The sequence below is a fragment of the Flavobacterium sp. 9 genome (genome assembly GCF_002754195.1).
In the GTDB taxonomy this organism is placed as follows: Bacteria; Bacteroidota; Bacteroidia; order Flavobacteriales; family Flavobacteriaceae; genus Flavobacterium.
Genome location: NZ_PEEU01000001.1, coordinates 4323456 through 4339567, shown reverse-complemented (window position 1 = coordinate 4339567; position 16112 = coordinate 4323456). Strand labels below are relative to the sequence as shown.

Sequence of the window (16112 nt, the reverse complement as noted above, 5' to 3'; positions counted from 1 at the left end):
AATACAATTTAATCTTTTCAGATCATCTGTAAAACGGTTCGAGAATTGTCCCGTTAGGCTACGAAAAAAATGCAAAGCCTGAGAATTATATATTTCTCAGGCTTTTTTTAGGTTCGACAAATACATCACTATTTTGTATTGAAATATTAAAGCCTGTAATTGCTATGAAAATTGGTTCGAGTCCTGTTAAGTCAAACTGGATATCGAAGTTTTTATTAGCGTCCTTTAAACATACGTTATTAAAATATGTGTGTCTTGATAGGAATAAAACAAAAAAAACTTCTTTCCGATCGTTTTCGATTTTATATGACCTAATAAATTATAAAGCCAAATTTGATGTTTCGATTATACCCTTTCAAAAACATGCAATTGATTGCCTGTATCTAAGGCATAGATTTTATTTTCAGTAACTTGCAAATCTATAAAGCCCCCTCTCATTTCATCAACCTTTGATGCCCAAAGGATTTCTAAAGTATGATAATCCAAAACACCGATATGTGTGCCATTTAGAACATCTTTATTTGCTGTGAAGTAAATCTTATCGTTTAGAACTTTCCAAAAACCTATTTTTAGGTTTTCACTGTACAAGCTCTCAATTCTTTGATTCCGGATTATTTCTCCCGTGTTTGCATTAATTTCTATCAATGGACTGTCTGCAGGATGTGTGCTTATTTTTCCGTGAATGCTTAAAATGCTACTTTGCTCCGGAATTAATTCTACGAACCAATCTGATATGTCGTAGTTATTTGGAATTTGATAATTAATTTGTCCAGAATCAATGTCTAAAGCAATCAGCGTGTTTTTATTTTTATCAATCCCTCCGCGATACATTGAGACCCATAATTTCTTATTGATTACTCCTAATATCTTCCTTAGTACTCCGCAATCTCCTAAATTAATTTCCCAATCAATTATATTATTTAAGATGTTTTCCTTTTTTAGAACTGAACCATTGCAAAATATATTATATTCATTTTCTACAAACCATGGGATTTCAGTTATTAATGTTTTTTTATTTTCCTTAATCGAAAATAAAAATGTTTCAAATACTCCTCTTGAGATTCTTTTACTAATGTATATTTTTTCATTATTATACTTTTTCTCACTTAAACTATAATCTTCTACCAATAATGTTGTACTAGAATCATAAAAATAAATGTTATTATCTGAGGTTGAAAAAACAATATTCCCATTAAAATCCTTAACAAAACTTACAAGATTATTTTGGTCGTAAATTATTTCATTATTTAAAATCAAATTCTTACTCGTACATATATATAACAAATTGTCATTTTGAGTTTCAAAATTGTCAAGACCAATTATTTTTTTTAATAAATTGTATTTCATCCTCATTTAAGGTTTATTAATTTACACTAAGACGGATTAAATTTCTGTTGTTTTATGAAAATACCTTTTCAACAAATTTATATTTTATAATTAAAAACAAACGTCTTAAGGTATTTTATGTTTAAATGATTGTTGAATTCGTCCTCTAATTTAAAAAATTACTTAAAACCTATATTGATTCTCATAGATGTAGCATATTTATTTTATTTAAGTCATCCTGAAAATGGTTCGAGAATTGTCCCATTAGGGCTACAAGGTTAAAGCAAAAGCCTGAAAAATCAAGATTTTTCAGGCTTTTTTGTCGTTTGATAAATTTTATTTGAATTTCTTAAAAAATCTAAACGCCCTGTATTTTCAAGGAAAAATGGTTCGAGTCTCGTTAGGATAAATTATTCAACAAAATATTTAACTATGCAAAAAATCAAGTCCAAAAATAAATCTTTAAAACAGCAGAAAAAACAACTAAACTTTTACTGAAACAGATTGTCCGTCTGTTTAATCTTTTAAGATGAGTTCTGAGTGTCAAATTCTTTCTTTCAATATGGTTTGTACCGAACCGCTTTACCGAATGCATTTTCTCATCAATCAGATACCTGTAGTTTTTTAATCTGTCCGTAAATATCTTCTTAGCGTCAGATAATTTGAGAGTTTCCAAAACACTATTCAGCGTTTTATTAGTTCGTTTCCCAACATTAAAACTCACCACATTTTTAGAGTTCTTTTCCAGAGCATAAACCAACCATATATAATTTTTCTTGTGTCTGATATACGTGCACAGCTCATCAACTTCATAAGTTTTGCCTCTGCTGATAATTGGCTTGGAAATACTTCTTGCAATAGAAACAATCCTTTTCAATAATGTTGTAGTAGAAATATTTAATATCCTTGCTGTGCTTCTTATTCCCAAACCCTCTTTGGTTAATTGAATGATATTTTGATTGATATTTAATTTGTAAGCTTGATTTGTATAACTTTCTATAAAACGGTGACAGCACATTTTACAGTAGTACTGCTGTTTATAATTTTTAGTCCTCCCGTTTTTAATAGCCTTTTTCTCGTTACATTTTGGACAATTTACATCATCACTAACTTTGGAACACCATGTCGAATTTTTACTCATTTTAGCTCATTTAAGGCAATATTAAAACAAAAAAGATTATTTTTTGCTGATATTTATTCTATTTCAATACGTTACAAATGTTAAATCTCATATCACTAACTTTGAAACACTACCAAAAATAAAAAACCACATTTTCAAACGAATGAGAATGTGGTTTTTAACTTATATATGCTTTTTTATTTATTCGACTATTATTTTTCTACTAATAGTCGATCCTTCACTTTCTAAATACACATAATAAATCCCTTTTGGGAATCCTGATAAATTGATGCTATTAATGTTTGAACCATTAGTAAATTTTGTGGCTTTTACCAACTTTCCTAATGTATCGTATACACTTGCTTTTTCTAGCACAATGTTCTCAATGTGTAATTCGCCTTTAGTAGGATTAGGGTAAACGGCAATTTTGTGAAAAACCACATCTTCGATTCCTAAAGTACAAGTTGTTTTCGAATAAATTGCTGCTGCATCTTTGGCTGTTGACCAATTGGCATTAGCATAAGCAACATTATCTACCACAATACAGGATAGTGAAGCATTCGTTTTGAAATTGACATTCGCCAGTTTGCTATTGTTTCCATTGCTTAAATTCAAAGAAGTCAATTTATTGTTGGAACAGTTTACATCAGTAAGAAGAGCATTCTTAGAAAGATCTAAACTTACTATCTGATTGTTAGAGCAACTCAATTTAATCAAAGATAAATTCTTAGAAACATCTAAAGCGGTCAGCTGATTGGAAGCACTGTTTTTGGCATTAATTTTATTAGTTACTGTAACAATTCCATCACAATAGAGTTCTGTAAGTTGGGTATTTTTAGAAACATCCAAAGCCGATAATGGATTCTTTGAACAATCTAAATATTTCAGTGCCAGATTAGAAGACACATCTATTGAAGTCAATAAATTTCCTTTACAGTTTAAGGTTTCCAGGTTTGAAAAATATTCAATTCCTGTTAAGCTGGTGATACCCGAATTGGACACATCTAAACTGGTTACATTTATTATACTTGCAAACAAAACAGAACTGTTTTTGCCATCAGTATCGACTCCTAAATCAATTAATTGATCTTCAAACGTACTGCTAACGACAACAACGGAAGGAGGACAATCTGTACTATAACTTGCCGCAGCATCTTTGGCTGTAGCCCAATTTGCATTAGAATAAGCAACATCATCTACCTGAATACAACTTAAATTAGGGTTGTTTTTAAAATCACTGCCACTTAATTTAACATTCTTTCCATTCTTCAAATTTAAACTAGTTAATTGATTATTAAAACAACCTAAATATGTCAAAGCAGTATTTTTAGAAACATCTAAACTTGTTAATTTATTTGCAGAACAATTTAAGGTTTCTAAAGCAATATTTTTAGAAACATCTAAAGTTGTTAATTCATTAGGATTACATAATAAGAATTTTAAAGCAATATTTTTAGAAAGATCTAAACTTGTTAATTTGTTAGAATCACAAAGCAAAGCTCTTAAAGCAGTATTTTTAGAAAGATCTATAGTCGTCAATTTATTACCGGAACAATATAATGTCTGTAAAGCCACAAAATCTTGAATTCCGGTTAAATCAGCAATGTCATTACTATGAGTATCAAAAAAAGTCAATGAAGAAATACTAGCTGTTAACACTTTTCCGTTTTCACCATCGAAATCAATCCCCTGACGGATTAGTTCTCTTTCAAAATTCACATCAGGAATAAGGGTGAATTGAACAGCAACTGAACAATCTGTACTATAACTTGCCGTAGCATCTCTGTCTTTAGCCCAGTTTTTATTAGAATAAGAAAAGTCATCTACCTGAATACAACTTAAATTAGGGTTATTTTTAAAGTTTCTGTTGCTTAAATAATTATTAGTTCCAGTCTTCAAATTTAAACTCGTTAATTGATTTGAACTGCAGTTTAAAGAATATATAGACTTGTTGTTAGAAACATCTAAAGCCGTTAATTGATTACCGCTGCAATTTAATGTATACAAACCCAAAAAGCCTTCAATACCGGTCAAATCGGCAATAGAACTATTGGATACGTCCAAATCGGTTACGGTGTTGATTTTATAAGTTGGCACTTTCCCATCAGCTGTTCCAGAGTCAATTCCTAAAGCGATTAACTTATTTTCAAAATTCACATCAGGAATAAGGGTGAAAGATAGGCAGTCTTTATTATAACTTGCCGTATCGTCTTTATACGACTTCCAACTCTTATTAGAAGAATAATCATTATCTACCTGAATACAACTTAAATTAGGGTTGCCTTTAAAGTCGAAGCTGATGAAATACTCATTATTTCCATTTTGCAGATTTAAACTCGTTAATTGATTTGAATGACAGTCTATATATCTTAAAACAGTATTCTTAGAAACATCTAAAGCCGTTAATTGATTAGAATAACAATATAGTTCGATTAAGGCTTTATTCTTAGAAACATCTAAAGCTGTCAGCTGATTAGAATAACAATTTATTTTTTTTAAAACAGTACTCTTAGAAACATCAAAACTTATTAATTTATTAGAATAGCATTTTAATTCTGTCAAAGCAGGATTGTTAGAAACATCTAAACTCACTAATTGATTATTATAACAATCTAAATACGTTAAAGCAGTATTCTTAGAAGCATCTAAACTTGTTAATTGATTCTCATAACAACTTAAATAGGTCAGAGCAGCATTCTTGGAAACATCTAAACTTGTTAATTGATTAGAATAACACGTTAATTGTTCTAAAACAGTATTCTTAGAAACATCTAAAGCCGTTAGTTTATTAGAATAACAAACTAAATTCTTTAAAGCAGTATTCTTGGAAAAATCTAAAGTCGTTAATTGATTACCACTACAATTTAATACCTGTAAAGCCGAAAAATCTTGAATTCCTGTTAAATTAGCAATAGAACTACTGGAAATATCCATAGTAGTTACCACAGCAACCTTAGCTGTCGGCACTTTTCCATCAACTGTTCCAGAATCAATTCCTAAATAGATCAACTTCTTCTCAAAATTCACATCAGGAATAAGTGTATATTGAACAACAGCTGAGCAATCTAAACTATAATTTGCCGTTGCATCTTTGGTTTTCCAATTTGTATTAGCATAAGCCACATTATCTACCTGAATACAGCTTAAGTTATTGCCATTAAAGGAACTATTCGTCGATAACTTAGAATTGTTCCCATTCTTCAAATTCAGTTCCGCTAATTGATTGGAAGAACAATCTAAGTATGTTAAAGCAGTATTCTTGGAAAAATCTAAAAACTTTAATTGATTGTCATAACAATGTAAAATTGTTAAAGCAGTATTTTTGGAAACATCTAAAGCTATTAATTGATTATGATAACAACGTAACTCTATTAAAGCAGTATTTTTGGACACATCTATCGCCATTAAATAATTATCTCCAAAACTTAAATATGTTAACGAAGTATTCTGGGAAACATCTAAAGCCGTTAATCGATTCGTATCACAAAGCAAAGATTTCAAAGCAGTAAAATCCTGAATCCCTGTTAAATCTTCAATCAAACCTACTCCTCTAACATTTAAAGTAGTCAGGGTGTTTATTTTTGAAGTCAAAACTTTACCATCCGGTGTGCCGGAATCAATTCCCTGACGGATTGGACTTGCAACAAAAAGTCGGACAAATTTTCTAAGACCTATGCTACACTTTCTATTTTATAAAATTCTAGTTCCATTTCTTTAGGTGTTTTATATCCCAAAGAAGAATGCAGACGTTTTCTATTATACCATACTTCTATATATTCAAAGACTGCTAATTTAGCTTCTTCAATGGTTGTGAATTTATGCTGATAGATAAGTTCTGCTTTAAGGGTCTTGAAAAAACTTTCAGCTACAGCATTATCCCAACAATTAGCTTTTCTACTCATACTTTGAGTGATTAAAGTATTTTTATTAATCAATTTTCTGAATTCTATCGAAGCATATTGTATTCCTCTATCTGAATGAAAAAGTAAAGATTCTGTTATTTCTCTTTTTGATACTGCCATTTTCCAAGCTGGAATAATCGTTTGATCGGTATACATTCGTGTGCTTAATGACCATCCTATAACCTGCCTGTCATATAAATCAATAATAGTAGTAAGATATAACCAGCCGGCAGCTGTTCTTATATAGGTTATATCAGACACCCAAACCTCATTAAGTGATTTTGGTGTAAAATTTCTATTGAGATGATTACTGCACACTGGATATCGATGATTAGAATCTGTGGTTACTTTAAAGCGTCTTTTAAGTTTACTTCTCCAGCCATTAAGAAGCATCAATTTAGCAACTTTCCTTTTGGATATTTTATATCCTTTTCTTTTTAGCTGTTCCGCTATTCTGGGACTTCCGTAAGTTTGACTGCTTAGATCAAAAACTTCTTTTATTAAATCTGTAAATAGACTATTTTCTATAAATCTATTAGAAGGACCGCCACTGAACCATCTATAATAACTACTTCGGCTTACTTTTAAAACGCTGCACATCTTTTCAATAGGATATAAATGTTTATAGCTGACTATAAATTGGTAGATTTCCCATCGCTCTTGGAAAAGATGTGAACGGCCTTTTTTAATATCTCAAGCTCTAATTCTTTTTCTTTAAGGGCTTTTCGTAATTGTTTTACTTCTAAAGAATCTATCTCTGTCTTTTTAGAAATAATTGGTTGTAGATTAGTAAATGTTTTTTGAGAAGACCTCCATTTATAAATACGCTCTACCTGGACGCCTAGTTCATCTGCTAATTCTTTGATGTTTTCTCGCTCGTAACTTAATCGTACTGCTGATGATTTAAACTCAGCACTGTAAACTCGTTTTTTCATAATTCTAAGATATTTATTTTTATTTAAACAGTCTTAAAATTTATGTCCCAGTAAATGTAGCAACTCCACTTTTTTTAGGCACTTTTAGTTTAACCCAAAGACCATCTAAATATATTACTTTAAAAGTTTTTATAGATTGTCCTAAATTTTCTTTAAATCTATAATAACTATTACATTTATTAAGTAAATCTATTGTAGGAACAATTTGTTGATTAAGTTTAATTTCTTTTTTCTCTTTTGTAAATTTATTTCTAAAAATATTAAGTTCTAATAAATTGTTAGAATTAAAAACATATGGAGTTGGAATGTATAAATCTTTATAATTAGATTGACTGTTTTCCATGTATGATGTGCCTAAATTTTTTTCAATATTTACTGTAGGAATAAATAGAAACTTTAAAGGTATATCATTTAATTTGTTTGTGCCATTTGTCTCCATTATCAAATACCCTTGCTGTCTTATGGTATCTAACTCACTTGCTTTTGTTTCCTGTGAATAAACAGAAAAATTAAAAACAAAAAGTATGCTGAATAAGTATGTCTTCATATTAATTTCCTTTTCTAATTACACCTGGAGCACCACTATCTGGATGAGCCTCTACTTTTTTGTTTTCTTTTGGTGTCAAGTAGTATGAAGTTATAGATCCTGGAGAATTAACTCTACCCATAAATGCCCTAACTCCACTATTATTTATGGATGGATAACTATAATTATAAATACCAGTTCCACCGCCTCCAATTTGGCTACTATTTCCTTGTTCATTCATTGATATATTGTCCATAATATTACCCGGATCTCCGTGGCTAGCTCCAAGATTATGTCCGATCTCGTGAATAAATGTTCCTTTAATCAAACTATCTTCATTACCTCCTGGTAAACTTGCTAGAGTTGATGTTATTTTATCTTGATTTAGGGTTATGCTAGATGCAGATGCTTGCCCAAAATGATTATCCTTGCTTGCTCCACCAGTTGTTATAACATTTCCAAATCGAGCTGTTGTTTCTCCTACTTCAACAACATCTGAATAAGCTTTATCGTAAGCGGCATCTTTATCTGCAACTTCGGTTGCCGTTAATTCCATTACAACATAAGTGCTATTTCCATCTGCATCTTTAAAAGAACGTGCTTCTCCATTGTTGTTATATGAACTAATTGCATCATTTAACCCTTTTGTTTGTTTACCACTTAAACCATAGTAATAGTAATTTGCTTTCACTCTAAAAGGATCATCCTTAGTACCCGAACCTGTAACAATTCCATCTTTACCATCAGGATCAATTACTAATGTAGGATTATTGAAAGCATAATTATATGGTGATGCCCAAGTATAATTATAAGCGTGTGGGTCGATAGTGGTTGTTCTTCCTATATCTGGCATATAATTTCGCCCTCCATAGTCATACATGTTAAGTCCTAGCTCGTCTTGAAACTCCTTACCATTGTACTTATACTTATAAGGGTCTGTAAAATTTTTCCTTACAATGAATGACCACTTGCAAAAAATCTCTATATAAAAGAACGTCCTTCAAACATTTCCCAGCTTATGCGAAAGTAGATTTAGTTTAATTATTTTCCTAATAATTTTTTAGTCTGCAAATAAAAAAAGCTCTCATTTCTGAGAGCTTTGCGCTTTTATTGAAATAATATTTTACAAAGAGCTGGCTTTTATTCTTACGATTTTACCGTCCTGCATAACAACGAGATCGCTGTTATTTTTCTTTTTAAACTCAATTAATTTTTCAGAAACTTTATCCATTGCCTCTATAATCTTCTTCTGAGTCGGTGTCGTTGTTGTTTTGTGTTCTCCCATGATTGGTCATTTTTGAGTTTATCGAACTTGATTTCATTTATAATTTCAATGTCATTGCCCAAAGTTTTTTGAGCTAATAATTCAGCTTTTACAGCTGTATTGTCAAAAATCAATGCCTCATTAACTATAGGCAAATATATATCAAATAAGTTAGCTATTCCGTTTTTATATCTGCGTTTAATAACATCGGTTTCAATATTGTGTCCGCCTTCCTGAACCCTCGTCTTGACCCTCTCGATTGCCAGATCAACACTGTCGAGCCAAAAAAATAAAAGAACCACTTTATAGCCTTTTTCCTGAGCCGAAATCACTTTCTGCTTATAGCTTTTTGTGGCCAAAGTCGTTTCGAAAGCAAAGACTTCATTGTTGGCTAATAATTCATTGATTCGGTGAAGCATTATCCTTCCCGATTCAAAGGCAGCTTTTTCAGGCTGGAAAGGAGAAAGTCCTTTGGCAATTTCGTCCGCATTTACAAACTCCTTACAGTTTAGTATTTCGGGAAGTATTGTAAATGAGGCTGTAGTCTTGCCAGCACCATTACAGCCTGCAATTATGTAAAGATTTTTATTCATCACTACAAAGATAATAAATTACAGTTTTAGTGTACATTATTTACACTTTTAGTTTATTAAATGTTGGCAAACAAGTAAGGTATAATATTAATAAACTTTCATCTTGCTTTATTCCTAAATTATGGAAAACCGTAAAAGCAACATTACTTTAAAGCCGAAATTTACCATCCTTATGTACAGTCTACAGCTATTAGTAATTTTAAATTAATCTTATGCTAAAACGAACTATTTTAATTGAAAACAAAATTTCAATAACGACAAAAAATAATCAGCTAGTACTAAAATCAGAAATGAAAGATAGTAGTGTCCCAATTGAAGATATCGGTTTTCTTGTTCTCGATCATAATGAAATCTACCTAAGCATCCCTGCTATGAATTTACTCGTTGAAAACAACATCTCAATTATTATCTGTGGAAAGAATCATCTACCCAACGGAATGCTGTTAAACCTTAATAGTCATCATATCCAGCAGGAAATATTCAAAAATCAAATCGAAGCCTCTATACCATTAAAAAAACAACTATGGCAACAAACAATCATTGAAAAAATTAAAAACCAAGGACAATTGCTTGAAAAAATAACAGACTCTAAAAATAGTTTTACATTTCTAGCCAGCAAAGTGTTAAGCGGAGATTCATCTAATATGGAAGGAGTAGCTGCACAGCAATATTGGAAATATTTTCCACAACCTAATTTAGAATTTGATGGAATTAAAAGAGAACGTTATGGAAACTATCCTAATAATTTCCTGAATTATGGATATGCAATTTTAAGAGCTGCAACTGCAAGAGCTCTTTCCGGAAGTGGCTTACTTAATACATTGGGAATTCATCATAAAAGTAAATACAATGCTTTTGCACTTGCTGATGACATCATGGAACCATTTCGTCCCATTGTGGATGAAAAAGTCTTTGAAATTATGCAAAATTTTAAAGAGCAAGAACTAAACACTGCTATTAAGGCGGAATTATTACAAATACTAACTAGGACAGTTTATTTTAAAGATGAGAAAAGCCCTTTAATGATAGGTTTGCAAAAAACTGCAAGTTCACTCCAACAATGCTTCACAGGAAATCGAAAAAAAATTAAATATCCTGCCTTATGGAGCTTAACGGATATAGAATAATGTGGCTATTTGTTTTTTTTGATCTGCCCACGGAAACAAAAAAAGATAGACGAAATGCATCTGGATTTAGAAACAATCTATTAAAAGATGGCTTTTCGATGATGCAATATTCTGTATATGTAAGACATTGCGCAAGCGGTATAAGGCGAACCGGTGTCAAATTGCAAATAATAAGCTATTGTGTCATTCGAAAAATGTATAGGAAGTAACAACACATTTTTTTCAGAACCCAACCACTTAAATGATATAAAACCACTTTCATTGTCTACTGTCAAATAATTTTTTTCGGGAGTAAATTTTTGGTCAAAATAAATATAGCCACCAAGTACAGCTAAAACCAAAACGACCAAAAAAGCAAAAACAATTTTCTTTAAAACTTTCATTAGATTATTTTTTCTGCAAATTTCTGTTTTAGAAAACAATTTCTTTGCAAAAACAATACGCCATTTTTACGTAAATTAACCGACAGCAGTTATAAATAATTGATTTTTAAATTTTTATGCAAATCGTTTGTATTATTTAAACTTATACCGTTTACAATAACTACTGATAATTTAAGACACATAATTAATAATAATGGAACTATAAAAAGCGGAAAATGTAGTGATAACCCTTTTTGAATGAATGGGCTTATGATTTGAGAAACAGCAAGTGCAACTGCAATTAGAATTTGAACACTTACAATACTTTTTCCAAGTTCTTTATTTTTTGGATCGTTTGTTTTGTAGGTCAGGATTAATGGCAATATAACTCCTCCAAAAGGTATTATAAGTCCAAATAAACTAGAAAAATTAATCAATTTTGCTCTGTCAAGTTTTGTAATTTCTTTGAAAGGTATTAGTTTTTCAGGCTCAGTTTCAAACACATTTGCAAGTGCTTTCAATGTAAATCCTTTTGGGATATTTCCAGCTTCAATCCTTTGAATTGTTCTTAGCGAAAGTCCACTTTTTTCGGCAAGTTCAGTCTGGGTTAAGTTTTTTCCCTCTCTTAAATGTTGAACTATTGATTTCATTTTGTTTTTTTTATTACATGTCGCATAACGTTCTGGTACTACAACAAGTCTGAAACTAAATTAAGTCCATTATTCGGATTTACCAAATCATCCCAAATACAATCTAATTTTCTATTAAGCCAATTATCTAAATCCATTGTAGTAGCTTTTAATCAGTTACCTTATATTCTCGTTTTTTAATTGTTCTAATCTTTGTAAAGCTTTCGGTAAATCATATTCCTCTTTTGACAACTCTTCTATTAGTTCATAATTTAGGAATCTATATCTTTTTATTCCACAGCCTTTATCGAGAATATTGAGTTCAGAACATTTTACACATTTAATTATGTCAAACTCAAAACTAGGAATTTCATTATCTCGTTCCAATATAAAAGTTTCCAATTGAACTTTACATTTTTGACATACTATAGAAAAGATTTCATGTCTTTCCTTTTCTTCTGCTAATGTTTTTTCCGAAGCTTTTCTTTCGGCTTCTTCATGATCATAAGCTTCAATTCCGTATGTCCAGAAGTTTAATTTTTCATTAATACTCCTAATGTTTAAAATTGTCGCAATCTCAGCAAAATAATCCACAACAAATTCTCTTCTTCTGTATCTAATTCGTCAGATTTAATTTCCTTGAAATAGCGTTCAAATATTTTCTCAATTTCTTTATCCGATTTTTTTGTATTATTTGCAGAAATTAGATTCGTAAGTAAGTCATTTAAAGAATTTTCAAGGTTAATACATAGACTTTTTTCTGATGGATTCAATCCACGATTTTCCCATTCCTCTCTTGAGAATTTTTTCTTGTTTTTTATTTTTTCCAATGCTAAAATCTTATTCTTCACGATTTTTTCTTTAAGGCAACTTGTTTATATGTGTAACAAACTAGACAAATCTATCCAAATTTGGGCAGCTTTATATGATAAAGCATTATATTTTTTTATCTTTGAAAGTCAAAGTTTTTAAGCCAAATGGCTTTATCTTTGATCATACAGAAAATTGATATTCATTATGGAACAGAAAATACATCAGGGAAGAAACGTAAAACGCTTCAGAGAAATGCTTAATATAAAGCAAGAGGCATTGGCTTGTGATCTGGGAGAAGACTGGAATCAGAAGAAAATTTCAGTGCTGGAGCAAAAAGATGTAATTGAAGAGAGTCTGCTTAAACAAATCTCAGCTGTTCTAAAAATTCCTGTTGAAGCTTTTCAGAGTTTTGATGAAGAGCAGGCAATAAATATTATTTCGAATACATTTTCAGATTTTAAAGATGGAGCTTCAGCTATTAATTTACATCCAGTATTTAACCCTATCCAAGAGGTTTTAAAACTTCATGAAGAGAAAATTGCCTTGTATGAAAGAATGTTAAAAGAGAAAGATGAAATGATGACAAGGCTTGAAAAACTAATCACCAAATAATTTCGGCATAATTCTTATTTATATGTGGAAATATTAAATTAAGAAATAATCATTTATAAAAAATATCAAAATAAAGCTTCGGAGAAATCTGAAGCTTTTTTGTTTTAGATCACTTTAATATTGCAATTAAAATAATAAGGCAAATCAGTTTGGTTGATAGTTTGTTTTTTCTTTTAATTTTTTCATTAAATTTCCGCTAGCGTTCTAAATCACGAAATTTCAAATAAATTATATGGCAATTTGGCAAGCAGATTATAATGCAATTCCAAGGAGTTTTTACGAATACTCAAAAAGCAATCAAGTAGACCTTTATCCGCATGACTGGTCGAACATTTTTTGTATTGATAAAGACTTCTTCTTTGATAAACTTGACACTTTTATTGAAAGATCATGGGGTATGAATCAATTTCAAAGTTGGGGTCCGAGCGATAAATCGGATATTGGTGTTACTTACAACTTAGACAAAAATGTAATTGTACATATTAGGTTCCGACTCGATTTAAGAGGAGATATTCATTCTTTTCTGATACCATTTCTAGCTATTTGCAGAGAATTGGATTTTTTAATTTTAGATCAAAATGACAATTTATTTGAGCCTCAAATAAATAATTTCAGAGAGAGTATCGAAAATAGCAATGCTTTAAAATTTGTTACAGATCCTATGAAGTTTCTTGAGGATTTTTCAAATGGAAAAATCAAACCTGAAGACTGATTCTGTTTAACAAGGATTTGTTTAGTTCAAGCTAAAATGTAAAAACTTGCATACTTTTTTACGATATACGAAACCAAAAAAAACTGCGCAAAGTCAGAGACATTTGCGCAGTTTTTTTGGTCACACTTCGAAGAGTAAAATTACCAAATTGTTATTCTGTCTTTCTTCGGTAAAAACATTTTATCTCCAGCTTTTACATTAAATGCATCGTAAAAAGGTGTCGTATTCATTAGAGGACCATTAACACGCCAGTTTGGTGGAGAATGCGGATTATTGTTAATCCACAAACGCAGGAATTCGTCTTTCATTTTTACTCGCCATATTTTGGCTAAAGAAATAAAGAAGCGTTGATCTGGAGTAAAACCGTCAATTTTTGTATTCCCTTTTCCTTGTTCGGTCATTTTAAAAGCATCATATGCAACTGCTAATCCAGCAATATCTGCCGTGTTTTCGCCAACTGTCATTGCGCCATTAATGTGCAAATCGCCTAAAACGGTATATGTACTGTACAAATTGATAACCTGTTGTATTCTTGATTTAAACTGTGCATAATCTTCTTTTGTCCACCAGTTTTTCAAGTTACCATCTTTGTCATATTGAGCACCTTGATCGTCAAAAGTATGGGTTATTTCGTGACCTATAACCATTCCGATACCTCCGTAATTAAGCGCATCATCTGCATTATTATCAAAATATGGTGGTTGCAAAATACCTGCAGGAAAAACAATTTCATTTGCCGTAGGATTATTATATGCCGTAACTGTTGGAACTGTAGTAAACCATTCTGATTTATCGACTGGTTTGTCCAATTTTGCCAATTCAAATTGATATGCATCTTTTGAAGCCGAAACCATATTCTCAAAATAGGTATTTCTGGCTACATGTACATTACTATAGTCTCTCCATTTATCCGGATATCCTATTTTCTTAGTCATGGCTGCCAATTTTTCTTTCGCTTTTTGTTTTGTAATAGGACTCATCCATTCCAATTTGTCAATTCTTTTGGCATATGCTTTTTGCAGATTATTCACGAGAGTTAACATACGTTTTTTAGCATCTTCCGAAAAGTATTTTTTTACATACAATTCCCCCAACGCATCACCTAAATAAGTATCAAGGACATTAGCCATTTTTTCGCCACGTGTTTTTTGAACAGCCTGACCAGAAAGCACTTTGGTATACTCAAATGAAGCATCTGCAAAAGGCTTACTTAAATCATCTGCATATCTTTCCAGAGAATTTGCTTTCAAATAAATTTTCCAATTATTAATAGGAATGGTTTTTAAAAGTTTATTAAGCGCATCATAATAAGCAGGTTGACCTACATTAATAGAATCGGTTTTAGCACCTAAATTATTTAAAAAAGCAGTCCAGTTTATATTCGGATTTCTTTTTGCAAGAGCTGCCACAGCAATTTTATTATAATTTGCCTGTACATCTCTAAGTTCAACTTTTGTTTTATGCGAAACAGCGAGTTGTTTATCAATATCGTAAACCAAATTAGCATTCTTTTCAGCCTCTGTGGCGTCGCTGCCTATTTGCTGAAATAATGTAGCAAGATATTTTTTGTACGATTTCTGTATGGCAACAGTTGATGAATCTAATTTGAAATAGTAATCTCTGTCAGGCAAACCAATACCCGTTTGATAAATTTGTGCAATGTTCATACTACTATTTTTTTCATCGGGCGAGACTCCAAAACCTATAATAGAAGAATTGTTCACTTTTACTTCATTAGCCACAAAGTTCATTAAGGAAGGTAAATCGTTAATTGCGTCAATTTTGGCAAGTAATGGTTTGATAGGCGTATAACCGCGTTTGTCAATGGTTACCGTATCCATACCTGATGCATAAAAATCTCCTACCTTTTGCGCTATACTTCCTGCCTCATTCTTACTTTTCGAAATACTGTCTAATATTCCTTGCAGGCGCATTCGTTGTGGGTAATTCATAAACATATAAACACCAACTCCAGCTTGAGATGCAGGTATTTGTACAGAATCGTACCATTTGCCATTTACATATTTAAAAAAATCATCACCAGGTCGCAATGTGGAATCTATTCCAGTGATCGCGATATTTTTCTTTTCCTGATGTTTTGAGCACGCTGTAAGAGTTAAGAATGCAACGAAGAGCATTAATGAATTTTTCATAATCTGGTCTATTTCTATTAAAATGAACTGAAAAATAT

16 protein-coding genes and 1 pseudogene are annotated in these 16112 nt (G+C 31.1%); 4 read left to right on the top strand and 13 right to left on the bottom strand.

Translation table 11 applies throughout. The annotated features are described in order from the left end of the window. Positions 1–345: 345 nt before the first annotated feature. From CLU81_RS18020 to CLU81_RS17985, 8 genes are all read right to left on the bottom strand, one after another. Positions 346–1347, bottom strand: coding sequence for a hypothetical protein (locus CLU81_RS18020; RefSeq protein WP_099711079.1), 1002 nt, complete (start codon positions 1345–1347; stop codon positions 346–348). Between the two features lie 421 nt (positions 1348–1768). Then, positions 1769–2467 carry an IS1 family transposase gene (locus CLU81_RS18015; RefSeq protein WP_099711078.1) on the bottom strand — a complete coding sequence of 233 codons (699 nt, stop codon included), beginning with the start codon at positions 2465–2467 and terminating at the stop codon, positions 1769–1771. A gap of 180 nt (positions 2468–2647) precedes the next feature. Beyond that, positions 2648–6037: a T9SS type A sorting domain-containing protein gene (locus CLU81_RS18010; protein WP_099711077.1), complete on the bottom strand. Its 3390-nt coding sequence runs from the start codon at positions 6035–6037 to the stop codon at positions 2648–2650. Positions 6038–6117: 80 nt separating this feature from the next. Beyond that, positions 6118–6984, bottom strand: coding sequence for an IS3 family transposase (locus CLU81_RS18005; RefSeq protein WP_233209776.1), 867 nt, complete (start codon positions 6982–6984; stop codon positions 6118–6120). Further along, on the bottom strand, positions 6981–7283 hold the full coding sequence (locus CLU81_RS18000; protein WP_099707978.1) for a transposase: 303 nt from the start codon (positions 7281–7283) through the stop codon (positions 6981–6983). The genes CLU81_RS18005 and CLU81_RS18000 overlap by 4 nt, the downstream gene beginning before the upstream one ends. A gap of 40 nt (positions 7284–7323) precedes the next feature. Then, positions 7324–7830: a hypothetical protein gene (locus tag CLU81_RS17995; RefSeq protein WP_099711076.1), complete on the bottom strand. Its 507-nt coding sequence runs from the start codon at positions 7828–7830 to the stop codon at positions 7324–7326. A gap of 1 nt (position 7831) precedes the next feature. Beyond that, positions 7832–8767 carry an RHS repeat-associated core domain-containing protein gene (locus CLU81_RS27140; protein WP_255410541.1) on the bottom strand — a complete coding sequence of 312 codons (936 nt, stop codon included), beginning with the start codon at positions 8765–8767 and terminating at the stop codon, positions 7832–7834. Between the two features lie 278 nt (positions 8768–9045). Then, positions 9046–9666 (bottom strand): zeta toxin family protein, encoded by a 621-nt coding sequence (locus CLU81_RS17985; protein WP_199174577.1) that lies wholly within the window; start codon positions 9664–9666, stop codon positions 9046–9048. A 212-nt stretch (positions 9667–9878) separates the two neighbouring features. Here CLU81_RS17985 and cas1 point away from each other — a divergent pair, with 212 nt between their 5' ends. Both cas1 and cas2 read left to right on the top strand, forming a co-directional pair. Beyond that, positions 9879–10793: a type II CRISPR-associated endonuclease Cas1 gene (cas1, locus tag CLU81_RS17980; protein WP_099711074.1), complete on the top strand. Its 915-nt coding sequence runs from the start codon at positions 9879–9881 to the stop codon at positions 10791–10793. Continuing rightward, positions 10769–10930 (top strand): annotated as a pseudogene (gene cas2 / locus CLU81_RS17975) (CRISPR-associated endonuclease Cas2); the annotation flags it as partial. The gene cas1 and the pseudogene cas2, both read left to right, overlap by 25 nt. Here the strand turns inward: cas2 and CLU81_RS17970 are convergent. From CLU81_RS17970 to CLU81_RS17955, 4 genes are all read right to left on the bottom strand, one after another. After that, a complete protein-coding gene (locus tag CLU81_RS17970) occupies positions 10874–11176 on the bottom strand; it encodes a hypothetical protein (protein WP_199174616.1) in 303 nt (100 codons plus the stop codon). The pseudogene cas2 and the gene CLU81_RS17970 overlap by 57 nt on opposite strands. 89 nt (positions 11177–11265) lie before the next feature. Continuing rightward, the gene (locus tag CLU81_RS17965) at positions 11266–11805 is read right to left on the bottom strand and encodes a helix-turn-helix domain-containing protein (protein WP_099711073.1); all 540 of its coding nucleotides are present in this window, start codon (positions 11803–11805) and stop codon (positions 11266–11268) included. Between the two features lie 156 nt (positions 11806–11961). Next, complete coding sequence (locus tag CLU81_RS17960) at positions 11962–12378, bottom strand: hypothetical protein (protein ID WP_099711072.1); 417 nt, start codon at positions 12376–12378, stop codon at positions 11962–11964. Then, entirely contained in the window at positions 12345–12635 is a 291-nt protein-coding gene (locus CLU81_RS17955) for a DUF4844 domain-containing protein (protein WP_099711071.1), read from the bottom strand. The genes CLU81_RS17960 and CLU81_RS17955 overlap by 34 nt, the downstream gene beginning before the upstream one ends. A 166-nt stretch (positions 12636–12801) precedes the next feature. Here CLU81_RS17955 and CLU81_RS17950 point away from each other — a divergent pair, with 166 nt between their 5' ends. Beyond that, a complete protein-coding gene (locus CLU81_RS17950; RefSeq protein ID WP_099711070.1) occupies positions 12802–13209 on the top strand; it encodes a helix-turn-helix domain-containing protein in 408 nt (135 codons plus the stop codon). Positions 13210–13441: 232 nt separating this feature from the next. Next, on the top strand, positions 13442–13921 hold the full coding sequence (locus CLU81_RS17945) for a hypothetical protein (RefSeq protein ID WP_099711069.1): 480 nt from the start codon (positions 13442–13444) through the stop codon (positions 13919–13921). Positions 13922–14061: 140 nt separating this feature from the next. Here CLU81_RS17945 and CLU81_RS17940 read toward each other — a convergent pair whose 3' ends face one another. Next, a complete protein-coding gene (locus CLU81_RS17940) occupies positions 14062–16074 on the bottom strand; it encodes a M13 family metallopeptidase (RefSeq protein ID WP_099711068.1) in 2013 nt (670 codons plus the stop codon). Positions 16075–16112: the final 38 nt, after the last annotated feature.